The sequence below is a fragment of the Pseudomonas sp. KB-10 genome, from assembly GCF_018221585.1.
GTDB classification, from domain to species: domain Bacteria; phylum Pseudomonadota; class Gammaproteobacteria; order Pseudomonadales; family Pseudomonadaceae; genus Aquipseudomonas; species Aquipseudomonas yangonensis.
Map to the genome: position 1 here is coordinate 90,892 of NZ_QYYB01000012.1, position 12,194 is coordinate 103,085.

Annotated in this window: 12 protein-coding genes; 7 read left to right on the forward strand and 5 right to left on the reverse strand. The window is 62.4% G+C overall.

Annotated elements, in window-relative coordinates; all coding sequences use genetic code 11:
* Window position 1: 1 nt before the first annotated feature.
* From DXK50_RS23975 to DXK50_RS23990, 4 genes are read right to left on the reverse strand one after another with little or no spacing between them, the layout of a single operon-like run.
* Entirely contained in the window at window positions 2–1,066 is a 1,065-nt protein-coding gene (locus tag DXK50_RS23975; protein WP_212632016.1) for a FliG C-terminal domain-containing protein, read from the reverse strand.
* Entirely contained in the window at window positions 1,041–2,735 is a 1,695-nt protein-coding gene (fliF, locus tag DXK50_RS23980) for a flagellar basal-body MS-ring/collar protein FliF (protein WP_212632017.1), read from the reverse strand. Before fliF ends, DXK50_RS23975 begins: the two co-directional genes overlap by 26 nt.
* 19 nt (window positions 2,736–2,754) lie before the next feature.
* On the reverse strand, window positions 2,755–3,090 hold the full coding sequence (locus DXK50_RS23985) for a flagellar hook-basal body complex protein FliE (RefSeq protein ID WP_197858537.1): 336 nt from the start codon (window positions 3,088–3,090) through the stop codon (window positions 2,755–2,757).
* Between the two features lie 12 nt (window positions 3,091–3,102).
* On the reverse strand, window positions 3,103–4,512 hold the full coding sequence (locus DXK50_RS23990; RefSeq protein ID WP_212632018.1) for a sigma-54 interaction domain-containing protein: 1,410 nt from the start codon (window positions 4,510–4,512) through the stop codon (window positions 3,103–3,105).
* Between the two features lie 479 nt (window positions 4,513–4,991).
* On the opposite strand from DXK50_RS23990, the gene DXK50_RS23995 reads away from it, so the two are divergent.
* Genes DXK50_RS23995 through flhA form a run of 7 tightly spaced genes read left to right on the forward strand, consistent with a single transcriptional unit; the run spans window position 4,992 to window position 11,260 of the window.
* Complete coding sequence (locus tag DXK50_RS23995; RefSeq protein ID WP_212632019.1) at window positions 4,992–5,831, forward strand: FliM/FliN family flagellar motor switch protein; 840 nt, start codon at window positions 4,992–4,994, stop codon at window positions 5,829–5,831.
* A complete protein-coding gene (fliN, locus tag DXK50_RS24000; protein ID WP_212632020.1) occupies window positions 5,828–6,199 on the forward strand; it encodes a flagellar motor switch protein FliN in 372 nt (123 codons plus the stop codon). The genes DXK50_RS23995 and fliN overlap by 4 nt, the downstream gene beginning before the upstream one ends.
* The gene (gene fliP / locus DXK50_RS24005) at window positions 6,199–6,951 is read left to right on the forward strand and encodes a flagellar type III secretion system pore protein FliP (protein WP_212632021.1); all 753 of its coding nucleotides are present in this window, start codon (window positions 6,199–6,201) and stop codon (window positions 6,949–6,951) included. Before fliN ends, fliP begins: the two co-directional genes overlap by 1 nt.
* Before the next feature lie 12 nt (window positions 6,952–6,963).
* The gene (locus tag DXK50_RS24010; RefSeq protein ID WP_012020176.1) at window positions 6,964–7,236 is read left to right on the forward strand and encodes a flagellar biosynthetic protein FliQ; all 273 of its coding nucleotides are present in this window, start codon (window positions 6,964–6,966) and stop codon (window positions 7,234–7,236) included.
* A gap of 3 nt (window positions 7,237–7,239) precedes the next feature.
* The gene (fliR, locus tag DXK50_RS24015; protein WP_212632022.1) at window positions 7,240–8,034 is read left to right on the forward strand and encodes a flagellar biosynthetic protein FliR; all 795 of its coding nucleotides are present in this window, start codon (window positions 7,240–7,242) and stop codon (window positions 8,032–8,034) included.
* On the forward strand, window positions 8,027–9,160 hold the full coding sequence (gene flhB / locus DXK50_RS24020) for a flagellar biosynthesis protein FlhB (RefSeq protein WP_212632023.1): 1,134 nt from the start codon (window positions 8,027–8,029) through the stop codon (window positions 9,158–9,160). The genes fliR and flhB overlap by 8 nt, the downstream gene beginning before the upstream one ends.
* Window positions 9,161–9,163: 3 nt before the next feature.
* Window positions 9,164–11,260, forward strand: a complete 2,097-nt coding sequence (gene flhA / locus DXK50_RS24025) for a flagellar biosynthesis protein FlhA (RefSeq protein ID WP_212632024.1) — start codon at window positions 9,164–9,166, stop codon at window positions 11,258–11,260.
* A gap of 110 nt (window positions 11,261–11,370) precedes the next feature.
* Here flhA and DXK50_RS24030 read toward each other — a convergent pair whose 3' ends face one another.
* A complete protein-coding gene (locus DXK50_RS24030) occupies window positions 11,371–11,712 on the reverse strand; it encodes a PilZ domain-containing protein (RefSeq protein ID WP_212632025.1) in 342 nt (113 codons plus the stop codon).
* Between the last annotated feature and the right edge of the window lie 482 nt (window positions 11,713–12,194).

A 12,194-nucleotide genomic window follows, 5' to 3' on the forward strand; every position in this document is an offset into this window, starting at 1 on the left:
CTCATTCCACCGTCTGTTCGCGGAACAGCTGCACCTGCAGCTCGCCGCTGGCCGACATTTCGCGGACCACGGCCATGATGTCCTTGCGCACCTGCTCGACGCGGCTCAACGGCACCGGGCCCTGGCGGCGGTTGATCGACTCCATCTGCTGCGCCTGGCGCTTGGGCATGGCGCCCTGGATGGCACGCACCAGTTCCGGCTCGGCGCCCTTGAGGGCAACCACCCACTCCTCCAGCGGCACGGCTTCGAGCAGCGCCTGCAGCACGTCCTGGTTCTGCCGCGAGAGGATGAAGAAGTCGTACATTTCGTCCTCGATGCGCTCGACCAGCTGGTCGTCATGGGCACGCAGCAGCTCGAACATCTGCCCGCGGTCGCCCTTGAAGCGGTTCATGATGTCCGCCGCCTGCTTGATGCCGCGCACCTGAGAACCCTGGGTGCTGAGCACCGCCAGGCTGCGTTCGATCAGCTGCTCCAGCTCGGCGATGACGTCGCTGTTCACTTCGCTGAGGTTGGCGATGCGGTACAGCAGCTCGTCCTGGCGCTCCTTGGGCATGCACTCGATCACCTCGCTGGCCATGCCCGGCGGCAGGAAGGCGAGGAACACCGCCTGCATCTGCGCGTGCTCCTTGGCGATCAGCGCGGCGAACTGCTTCGGGTCGAGCCACTCCATCTTGGCCATCTTGGCGCGGATTTCCTCGCCGTAGATGCTGTCGAGCAGCGAGCGGGTGATCTCGCTGCCCAGCGCCTTGCTCAGCATGCCGTCGAGATAGCCACGCGAGGCGCCCTTGATGCTGCTCTGCTCCTTGTAGTCCTCGAAAAAGCGGCCGATCACGTCGGAGACCATCGGCTGCTTGACGTTGGACAGTCGCGCCATGGCCTGGCTGATGCTGACGATTTCCTCGCGGGAGAAGTGCTTGAGCACGCCAGCGGAAATCTCGTCGCCCATGCTCAGCATGAGGATCGCGGCCTGCTCGGAAGAACTCAGCGAACGCTTCTGCACGCGCAGGCGCATTTCCTTGGCGGTGGAACCACCGCGGCCGTCAGGCTGGGTTGAGGTCTCGCTCATTGCGTCCTATCCATTGTTTGATGACTTCCGAGACGCGCTCGGGATCGTTCTTGGCCAACATCTGCAGGTGTTCGATCTGTAGTTCCAAGCCCGAGCCGGGCGCCGGCAGGCGAATCTCCGACAAGGGGCTTAGTTCGCCGAGCACGGTAGCCCCCGGCGCGTCGTCACCGACGCGGGCCAGCAGGCGTTCGGCCGCCCGCTCGGCATGCAGGGCGAGCTGATCATCGCCCTCGGCCACCGCCGGCAACCCCGTCTGGTTGCGCTGGCTCAGGCTGCGCACCGCAGGACGCACCACCATCAGCAACAGCAGCAGGCTGATCAGGGCGAACACGCCGAGCTTGGCCAGGTCATGCACCTTGGAGTTTTCCCACCAGGGCAGCAGATCCTCACCCGCACCACCAATGCCGGCATCGGTGAAGGGGAAGACGCTCAGCGTCAGCAGGTCGCCGCGCGCCTGATTGAAACCCACGGCGCTCTTGACCATGGCCGCAAGCTCCTCGCGCGCCTCGGGCGTCCAGCCGCCTTCCGGCGCCACCGCCGCATTGAGCACCACGGCGATGCTCTGCTGACGCAGGCTGAAGGGCGCGTGTTTGACGTGGGTGATGCTCTGGTCGTAATCGAGCTGCCGGTTGGATTCCTTGCGCAGCGAAGTCGCCGCCTGGTTAGCGTTGTCGCCCTGGGCGCCTGCCTGCGCCTGCTGGTTGGCGGCCTGATTGGCCGGCGGAGCCGGTTGCGGCGGGCGATTGGCCAGCGAACCGGGCACGCCGAGAGCCAGTTGGTCGAGTACGCTTTCGTCACGCAGCACTTCATTACGCAGGCGCGGGTTCTCGCCATAGGCCTGGAAGGTTTCTTCCTTCTGGCTGAAGTCGATGTCGGCCGACACGCTGATACGGTAGTTGCCGCCTCCGAGCACCGGCGCCAGCACCGCTTCGGCATTGGCGACCGCCTTGCTCTGATAGTCATCGACCACCTGCCAGTTCTGCACCGGGCCGCCGAGGGTATCGATGCCGCGCGAGAGCAACGCGCCGTACTGATCGACCACCTGCACGTTGCCGGCCTCGAGCTGCGGCACGCTACCGGCCACCAGATTGACGATGGCGCTGACCTGTTCCGGCGTCAGCTTGTAGCCGGGCGCCAGCTGCAACATCACCGAGGCCTTGCCCGGCTCGCGCTTGCCGACCACGAAGGAACTGCTCTCCTGCAACGCCAGGTGCACGCGTGCGCCCTCAACGCCCTTGAGCGCCATCACGGTGCGGGCCAGCTCGCCCTCCAGGCTGCGCTTGAGGCGCACGTCCTGAACGAACTGACTGGTGCCCAGCGGCTCGTCCTTGTCGAACAGCTCGTAGCCCGCCGGCACCTTGACCTGCACGCCCTTGGCCGCCAGCAGCATGCGCGCGCGGCCGAGCTGATCCTCGCGCACCAGCACCTGACCGCTTTGCGGATGCAAGCGGTAGCTGATGGCGTCGCCGTCGAGCACCTGCATCACCTCGGCGGCCGGATACGCCTCGCCGGTGCCGTACAGCGGGCGGAAAGAGCCCTGGTCACGCCAGAGGTAGAACACCACGCCAACGGCCAGCAACGCGGCGATCACCGCGAGGCCGATCAGGGTCATGCGCGGATCGAGTTTCAGCCCGTGTTCAGGCAGCTTGCTTCTTATGGTCTGCAGCACGCGTCAGTCCCCAATCCGCTTACAGCGGCATCTTCATGATGTCGTCGAAAGCACTGGATAGCTTGTTGCGCACCTGCATCAGGGCGCTGAAGGAAACGCTGGCCTTCTGGCTCTCGATCATCGCTCCCACCAGGTCATCGCTCTGCCCGCTGTCCACGGCTGCCATCAGCTCGCCGGAGCGATGCTGCTGCGCGTCCACCGCACGCACCGCATTGTCGAAAGCCGCAGCAAACCCAGGCTCGCCAGGCTGCACGGCAAAGGCTTGCGCCGGCTTGATCGGCGAGGCTTCGCCGAGGTTCTTCATCTGCTCCATGCGGCCCAACAGGTCCTGCTGCACCTGGCTAATCGGATTCATCCTTTGCTTCTCCTAGACGGGAATCTGAACGCCCTGCTCACGCATGGCGTTAAGGCGATAGCGCAGCGCGCGCGGGGTCATGCCAAGGCTTTCGGCGGCCTTGGTCTTGTGCCCGCCGAAACGGCGGATGGTGTCGATCACGTGCTGGTACTCGGCCCACTTGCCGCTCGCGCGCAAGGCTGCCTTGCCGCCTTCGGGCACCTGCGGCTGCAGACGTGGCGCCTGTTCTGCCGCGCAGCTCACAGGGACGCTCAGACCCAGGTCCTGAGCCTGGATGTACAGGCCATTGCGCAGAATCAGCGCACGCTGCAGGCAGTTCTCCAGCTCGCGCACATTGCCCGGCCAGTCATGCGCCAGCAGCGCGCGGCAGGCATCTTCGGTGAGCAGTTCATGGCGTGCATCCTGCGGCGCGTACTGGCGAATGAAGCGACGCGCCAGGGCCAGCACGTCTTCCTTGCGCTCACGCAGCGGGCTGATGTGTAGCGGCAGTACATCGAGACGAAACATGAGGTCGGCGCGGAAACGCCCCTCGGCCACTTCCTGCTGCAGATCACGGTTGGTGGCGGCGATGATGCGCACGTCCAGGGCGATTTCGCGGCGCCCGCCCAGGCGCTCGACACGCTGCTCCTGCAGCACGCGCAGCAGCTTGGCCTGCAACCCCAGCGGCAACTCGCCGATCTCGTCGAGCAACAACGTGCCGCCGTTGGCCAGTTCGAACTTGCCCGGCTGGGCGCTGACCGCGCCGGTGAAAGCGCCCTTCTCATGGCCGAAGAGAATGGATTCGAGCATCTGCTCGGGAATAGCCGCGCAGTTCACGGCAATGAAGGGCGCATCGTCCTGAGCCGAGAAACGGTGGATGTAGCGCGCCATCAGCTCCTTGCCGGTGCCGGTCTCGCCGGTGATCAGAATGGGCGCACGGGTCATGGCCACACGCTGGGCCATGGCCAGCAGGCGGCGGCCGGCCTGCGAGCAGGAAACGAAACCCTCTTCGCCGGAGCTGGCCGACTCCTGACGACGCAGCAAGGCACTGAGCTGGGCTTCGCTGAATGGCGCCAGCAGATAATCGACGCAGCCCAGCTCGAGTAGCGCGGCGGCCTTTTCCTGATCGACATACTCCACCACCGGCACTACGCCGACGCGACCGACCTGGCGCAGGATAGCGCCCATCTGGGCATACAGGGTGCTGCCGGCCAGACTACTGACGAACACCAGCACCAGGCTGGCATCTTCAAGCGCGGCCGGATCCAGCTCCAGGCAGCTGGCAAAACGCCGAACCGGATAACCCTGGCGCTGCAGTCCGCCGGTCAGCAGTCGTTCGCTGGCGGCATCGGCCTGGCCGATCACGACTATATGTTGCTGCCCCAGCTGTTCATCGAACAGCTCGTCGCAGGCGTAACTTACCGTTTGAGTTGAATGCTTCAAGGTAAATCACCCGATGTCTTTCATGAGCCAGGCGGCGGCATACGACCCCGTGTTCAAAACTGCCAAACAGATGACAGATTTTTTTCACATGGCCCCTTAATCTTTCGAAACTTTCCGTCGCTCTTATTGGTCAACTTCGGCAGCACTGGATGGCCTGCCTATGTGTGCGCGGCGGATCACGGCGCGAACGTTAACAAGCGCACAAAAAATCGCCGAATTACTTGCTGTTATTTTCTATCAATGCTGGCAAGCCGCCATCAAAAACAGCATTTGATATCTATTGATTTAATTTCCCGACCTCCCTCCGCCTAGACTCCCCCTCGTCATCACTGGGCTGCAGCGCTGCGCCCGGATGATTTTCGACGCCATTGCCCCTGCGCTGCTGCTGCGGCCCGCCGGCACATCAAAACGTCCTCTGCACGCCCAGCGAAGTGCTCGTTGGTGCACTCGCAGTTACAACCAGGAATACAGCCCACAACATGACCGGGATTAAAAAAGTCCTTCATGGCGTGCCCGCCGACAGTCTGACCCGGTTGAAACCGCAGAAACTTGGCCGGCACTATCACAAGATCCCCAACTATATTCGCGAGCTTTCCAGCAAATATCCGCGAATCATCAGCGACTACTTTCTGCGCAACTATCGAATCAATCTCGAGCTGCTTCGGGTCGATGTTCACGAGCAGGTAGATAAAGAAGCCGAGTGTCTCTATCGCTCGCCACTGGGCAAGGTCGGCTTTGCCATGGACCGCCCTCTGCTGACCGAAGCGCTGGAGTGCTACTACGGCGGCACCTGTCTGCCCAACCATGAAGAGACACCGGTAAGCACCTCGGAACAACGCATGCGCACGCGTCTGGGTCTGGACGTGAGCCAGCTGTTCGCCCGCTCGATTCTCGCCGGGCAGACCTTCGGCAAGCTCGAGCCGTACGACAACACCTATGACGAGACCACCTGGGAGTACGTGGCGCAATTCCACTTCACCAGCCACATCACCGGCAGCCAGGCATCGATCTTCATCTATCTGGATACACAGCTGGTCGATGAGCTGACCAACCGCCTGACACCTCCGGCACCGGTGGCCCAGAGCGGCAACTCGCTCAATCAGATTCGCCAGCTGCCGGTACGCCTGGACTGCGTGGTGGCCAGCCTGCAGATGCCCTTGTCGCAGGTCCTCGCCCTGCGCCCCGGCGACATCCTGCCGATGCGCCTGCTGGAGCGCTGCGACGTGCAAATCAACCAGCAGAAGCTGTTTCGCGGCGCCATCTTCGAAGACGACGGCTCCTTGTTCCTGACTTCTCTTGAGAGCGTGAAGACCCCATGAGCAGCCCCATTTCCGATAACGATTTCGACAGCCTGATCAACGACGCCGGCCTTGTCATTGACGAGCCCGTCAGCGACGCCATGCCAGAGCAGGCTCCGGTCGGCCTGCCGCAGCAGGACCTGAGCTTCTTCGGCAAGATCCCGGTCAATGTCACCCTGGAAGTGGCCTCAACCGAGATCACGCTCAAGGAGCTGATGGATGTCGATGCAGGCAGCGTGATTGCCCTCGACAAGCTGGCCGGCGAGCCGCTGGACGTGAAGGTCAACGGTGCGCTGTTCGCCAAGGCCGAAGTGGTGGTGATGAACGGCAACTACGGCCTGCGCATCGTCGAGCTGTCCGGTAGCGGCCTCAGCGGGCTGGGCGTGTGATGCTGCGCCGGCTGCTGCAACTCGGCCTGCTGCTGGCGGCCCTGTGCTGCCCGCTGCTGGCCCAGGCGGCTGGCGGCGACATCACCCTGTTCAACTTCAACGATACCGAAGACGGCCAGACTCTCAGCGTCAAGCTGCAGATCCTGCTGATCATGACGCTGCTGGGCTTTCTCCCGGCCATGTTGATGATGATGACCTGCTTCACCCGCTTCATTATCGTCCTGGCCATCCTGCGTCAGGCCATCGGCCTGCAGCAAAGCCCGCCCAACCCGGTGTTGATCGGCATTGCCCTGTGCCTCACCCTGCTGGTGATGCGCCCGGTGTGGCAGGAGATGTACACCGAGGCCTACGTGCCGTTCGAAGCGGATCAGATCAGCCTCGAGCAGGGCCTGGGCGAAGGCAAGCGCATCATCAGCCAGTTCATGTTGGCGCAGACCAGCAAGAACTCGCTGGAAACCCTGGTCGCCCTGGCCGGCGAAGAGCTGCCTGAGGACCTGGCCCAGCTGGACTTTTCCCTGCTGCTGCCGGCCTTCGTACTGAGCGAGCTGAAGACCGCCTTCCAGCTCGGCTTCATGATCTTCGTGCCCTTTCTGGTAATCGACCTGGTGGTGGCCAGCGTACTCATGGCGATGGGCATGATGATGCTCTCGCCAATGATGATCTCGCTGCCGTTCAAGCTGCTGGTCTTCGTTCTGGTCGACGGCTGGACGCTGCTGGTCGGCACCCTCACCACCAGTATCCAGCCCTATTAGCGAGGCCTTGCGATGCTCACGCCCGAACACGCCGCCCAGCTGGTGGCTCATGCCGTCTACATCACCGGTCTGATCGTCTGCGTACTGGTGGTGCCGAGCCTGCTCGGCGGCCTGCTGGTGAGCATTTTCCAGGCGGCTACGCAGATCAACGAGCAGATGCTCAGCTTCCTCCCACGCCTGTTGATCACCCTGGCGATGCTGGTGTTCGCCGGCCACTGGATTCTGCGCACCCTGGGGGATCTGTTCATCGAAACCTTCAAGCAGGCCGGGCATCTGGTGGGCTGACGCATGTCCGAACCCGTGCTGCATGCCAGCCAGTATCTGACCAGCCTGCAGGCCTACTGGTGGCCGTTCTGCCGCATCGTCGCGCTGCTCAGCATGGCGCCCTTGTTCAACCACAAGGCGGTGTCGGTACGCGTGCGTATCCTGCTCGCCCTGGCGCTGACGGTGGCATTGGGTGCGGCATTGCCGGACATGCCGCCGATCGACCCGCTGTCGCTGAAAGGGCTGATGACCGCACTGGAACAGATCGCCTTCGGTGTGCTGCTGGGCCTGACCCTGCAACTGGTGTTCACCATCTTCATGCTGGTCGGCGAGGTGGTGTCGACGCAGATGGGCATGAGCATGGCGCGCTACAACGATCCGGTGAACGGCGTGTCGTCGTCATCGATCGTCTATCAGCTGTACTTCATCCTGCTGGTGCTGCTGTTCTTCGTCATCGACGGCCATCTGGTCACCGTCAGCGTGCTGTACCAGAGCTTCCTGTTCTGGCCGGTGGGCAGCGGTCTGCATTACCTGGGCGCGCAGAGCTTCGTCCAGGCCTTCGCCTGGGTATTGGCCGCCGCCGTGCTGGTGACCTTGCCGATCGTGTTTTGCCTGACATTGGTGCAGTTCTGCTTCGGCCTGCTCAACCGCATTTCGCCGGCGATGAACCTGTTCTCCCTGGGCTTTCCCATCAGCATTCTGATGGGCCTGCTGTGCATCTACCTGACCCTGCCCAACCTGCCCGACAGCTACCTGCACCTGACCCGCGAACTGCTCAACGGCATCGGCGTGATTCTGCGCGAGGGCGGCGATGTCTGAGCAAAACAGCGGCCAGGAAAAGACGGAAGAAGCCTCCGCACACAAACTGAAGAAGAGCAAGGACGACGGCCAGGTCGCGCGCTCCAAGGACCTGTCGACCACCATCTCGCTGATCGCCACCCTGTTCATTCTCAAATTCAGCGCCGGCCTTTTCATGGAAGGGCTCAGCGACAGCTTCCGCCTGTCCTATATCCAGTTCGGCCACAGCGAAATCGGCCTGGACGATCTCGACACCCTGCTCGGCTACAACATACTGGTGTTCATCAAGCTGCTGGCGCCGATGCTGCTCACCTCCGTACTGGTGGTGGTGCTGTCGCTGGTACCGGGCGGCTGGGTGTTTTCCGCAAAGAACTTCGCGCCTAAATTGAGCAAGCTCAATCCCATCACCGGCCTCGGCAAGATTTTCTCGGCACAGAACTGGAGCGAGCTGCTCAAGTCGGTGCTCAAGGTGCTGGTACTGCTCGGCATTGGCTATGTGCTGGTGCGCGCGGCCTTGCCGGAACTGATCGCCCTGCAGCGCAGCAGCGTGCTCGAAGCCATCTCGGCGGCCTTTGATTTGACCTTCAACCTGATCCTCTGCCTGATGCTGGTGTTCGTGCTGTTCTCCTTCATCGACATCCCGCTGCAGCGCTACTTCTTCCTCAAGAAGCTGCGCATGACCAAGCAGGAGCGCAAGGAAGAGCACAAGAATCAGGAGGGCCGCCCGGAGGTCAAGGCGCGCATCAAGCAGTTGCAGCGGCAGATGCTGCAACGGCAGATCAGCAAGGTGATCAAGAACGCCGATGTGGTCATCGTCAACCCGACGCACTATGCCGTAGCGCTCAAGTACGACAGCAAGAAGGCCGCCGCGCCCTTCGTGCTGGCCAAGGGCGTCGACGAGACCGCGCTGTACATGCGCCAGATGGCGGCCAAGCACGAGCTCGAAGTGGTGGAGATTCCGCCACTGGCACGCGCCATCTACTTCACCACCCAGATCAACCAGCAGATCCCGGCCCCGCTCTACACCGCAGTGGCCCATGTGCTGACCTACATCCTGCAGCTCAAGGCCTGGCGCCAGGGGCGCAGAAGCAAGCCGCAACTGGCGAGCAACCTCCCGATTCCCGACAGCTTGGCCAACAGGGGCTGATTCATGAACCTACTGCAGCAACTCGCGCCCACCTTCCGCAGCGGCCGCATCGGCATTCCGGTGCTGATCCTGTCGATCCTGGCCATGGTCATCCTGCCGCTGCCACCGGTGCTGCTCGATGCCCTGTTCACCTTCAACATCGCCATGGCGATCCTGGTGCTGCTGGTCAGCGTGTCGTCGAAAAGCCCGCTGGATTTCTCCCTGTTCCCCACGGTGATCCTGATCACCACCCTGCTGCGTCTGTGCCTGAACGTCGCCTCTACCCGCGTGGTGCTGCTCGAGGGTCACACCGGTACCGGTGCGGCGGGCAAGGTGATCGAGTCGTTCGGCGAGGTGGTGATCGGTGGCAACTTCATCGTCGGCCTGGTGGTGTTTGTGATCCTGATGATCATCAACTTCATCGTCATCACCAAGGGCGGCGAGCGTATTTCCGAGGTCACCGCGCGCTTCACTCTCGATGCGCTGCCGGGCAAGCAGATGGCCATCGATGCCGACCTCAACGCCGGCCTGATCGAGCAGCACGAAGCCAAGCGCCGCCGCGCTGACGTGGCCAAGGAAGCCGACTTCTACGGGGCCATGGACGGCGCCTCGAAGTTCGTCCGCGGCGATGCCATCGCCGGCATTCTGATTCTCTTGATCAACCTCTTCGGCGGCTTCGCCATCGGTTTGTTCGTCTACGACCTGAGTGCCGGCCAGGCTTTCCAGCAATACGCCCTGCTCACCATCGGTGACGGCCTGGTGGCGCAGATTCCGGCGCTGCTGCTGTCCACCGCGGCGGCGATCATCGTCACGCGGATCAACGAATCCTCGGACATCACCGATCAGGTGCACCGCCAGCTGCTGGCCCAGCCGGCGCTGCTCTACACCGTGGCCGGCATTCTCTTCACCCTGGCATTGGTGCCGGGCATGCCGCATCTGGCCTTTATCAGCTTCGCCGCGCTGGTGGCCTTCGTCGCCTGGATGGTGGCGCGCAACGGCCCGCCGAAAGAAGCAGCGAGCCTGGAGCAAGTGGAAGCTCTGGGCAAGGCGATGGACCAGGAGCGCGCGCAGAACCTTGTGTGGGAGGACATCCCGCTGGTGGAGCGGCTGTCGGTTTCGCTGGGCTACAAGCTGGTGGGCCTGGTCAACGAAGCCGCCGGCGCGCCGTTGACCCAGCGTGTACGCGGCGTACGCCAGACGCTTTCGGAAAACCTGGGTTTCCTCCTGCCGGAGGTGCACATCCGCGACAGCCTGCGTCTGAAGGCCTCGCAGTACAGCATCCAGATCAATGGCGAGAAGATCGACGGCGCCGAACTGCATGCCGACCGCATGATGGCCATCCCCTCACCGGAGCTCTATGGCGAGATCGACGGCATTCTCGGCGTCGACCCGGCCTACCGCATGCAGGTGGTGTGGATTCAGCCGGAGGACAAGGCGCGTGCGCTAAATCTCGGCTACCAGGTGATCGACTGTGCCAGCGTCATCGCCACGCACCTGAACAAGGTGATCCGCGAACATCTGCCGGACGTGTTCAAGCACGACGATGTCGACCATCTGATGCAGCGGCTGCAGGTGCAGGCGCCGAAGCTGGCCGAGAGTCTGAAGAACCAGCTCAGCTACACCCAGCAGCACCGTGTCTATCGTCAGCTGCTGCAGGAGCAGGTGCCACTCAAGGATATCGTCACCATCGCCACCACCCTGCTGGAAGCCAGCGAGTCGACCAAGGATCCGGTGCTGCTGGCGTCCGACGTGCGCTACGCGCTGCGCCGCAGCATCGTCGGCATGATCGCGGGCGAGCGACAGGAGCTGTCGGTGTTCATCCTCGAGAATGCGCTGGAAAATACTCTGCTCAACGCCCTGGCCATCGCCCAACAGGCCGGTCCGGTGAGCCTTGACAACATCCCGGTAGAACCGAGCCTGCTCAACCAGCTGCAGAACACCATGCCGGTGGTAAAGGAAAAGCTGCGCAAGGACGGCCACCCTCCGATCCTTACCGTGATGCCGCAGCTACGCCCTCTGTTGGCCCGCTACGCCCGGGTGTTCAGCCCCGGTCTGCACGTGCTGTCGCAGAACGAAATTCCGGACAGGGTGGGCGTCAATATCCTCGGCACTCTGGGCTGATCGAGATTGCGAAGGTGGATGCGTCCTCGCATCCACCATGCCGCGCTAGCAGTCAGGAATAATCACTCCGGCATCAGATCGCCGTTACGCTGCGTCACTGCCCAGCCTACCTAAGCCTTCTCCTTGCGCACCTTGCGCATGCCCTCGATCAGCTGCACGTACTCAGCCGAGTCCCCCTGCAGAGCGAGCCCTGCCTCGAAAAAGCCGGTGCGGATATTTTCCTGCGACCACTGACAAGCCATGTCTACGTCTACCTGGCGCATCTCTCCGTGGCGGTCACGCATACGCACACGCAGTTTCAGTTCGGTTCCTGGCTCTACCGCGGTATCGGTCAGCAGTTTCATTCCGCACTCGGAAACGTCGCCGGCATAACCGATCAGGGTGTCGCTTTCCCGATCGCTGATCTTGATGCGAAAGGTGGAACGGAAGGTGATTCGGCTCGATTGACGCATAAGAGAATGCCTTAGTGCTCGCCACGTCTGATGGGATCGCTAGGATCAGGCGTTATCAATGGATCATTCGAAACCTAATCGCGCATCGATAATGCCTGTGACTCATCACAGCAAGGCGACCATGGCGTGCAGACAGTTAAATCCGCCTAAGTCGCTGGAGTGATACATCGCCGGTAGGAGCGAGCTTTGCTCGCGAATGCGCACCAACCCGCTGGATGCGCTCTGTATTTTCCGCGCCACAAAGAAGAAACCCCAGACCGCGATTGCGATCTGGGGTTTCGTATAGGAGCTTGACGATGATCCGGCCGGCGTTCCGGTGGCCGGCACTCCGGGACTCTCACAGCCACACCATCATTCGAGCAGAAAAGAGAAAGCCCTGATCAGTAAACTGATCAGGGCTTTCGTATAGGAGCTTGACGATGACCTACTCTCACATGGTGAAGCACCACACTACCATCGGCGATGCGTCGTTTCACTACTGA

Bases quoted from the DNA above. Each gene is read 5' to 3' on its own strand.
- flhB (WP_212632023.1), top strand. From the start codon at position 8,027: ATGTCTGAGCAAAACAGCGGCCAGGAAAAGACGGAAGAAGCCTCCGCA.
- DXK50_RS23995 (WP_212632019.1), top strand. From the start codon at position 4,992: ATGACCGGGATTAAAAAAGTCCTTCATGGCGTGCCCGCCGACAGTCTG.
- flhA (WP_212632024.1), top strand. From the start codon at position 9,164: ATGAACCTACTGCAGCAACTCGCGCCCACCTTCCGCAGCGGCCGCATC.
- fliN (WP_212632020.1), top strand. From the start codon at position 5,828: ATGAGCAGCCCCATTTCCGATAACGATTTCGACAGCCTGATCAACGAC.
- DXK50_RS24010 (WP_012020176.1), top strand. From the start codon at position 6,964: ATGCTCACGCCCGAACACGCCGCCCAGCTGGTGGCTCATGCCGTCTAC.
- DXK50_RS23975 (WP_212632016.1), bottom strand. From the start codon at position 1,066: ATGAGCGAGACCTCAACCCAGCCTGACGGCCGCGGTGGTTCCACCGCC.
- DXK50_RS23985 (WP_197858537.1), bottom strand. From the start codon at position 3,090: ATGAATCCGATTAGCCAGGTGCAGCAGGACCTGTTGGGCCGCATGGAG.
- fliP (WP_212632021.1), top strand. From the start codon at position 6,199: ATGCTGCGCCGGCTGCTGCAACTCGGCCTGCTGCTGGCGGCCCTGTGC.
- DXK50_RS24030 (WP_212632025.1), bottom strand. From the start codon at position 11,712: ATGCGTCAATCGAGCCGAATCACCTTCCGTTCCACCTTTCGCATCAAG.
- fliR (WP_212632022.1), top strand. From the start codon at position 7,240: ATGTCCGAACCCGTGCTGCATGCCAGCCAGTATCTGACCAGCCTGCAG.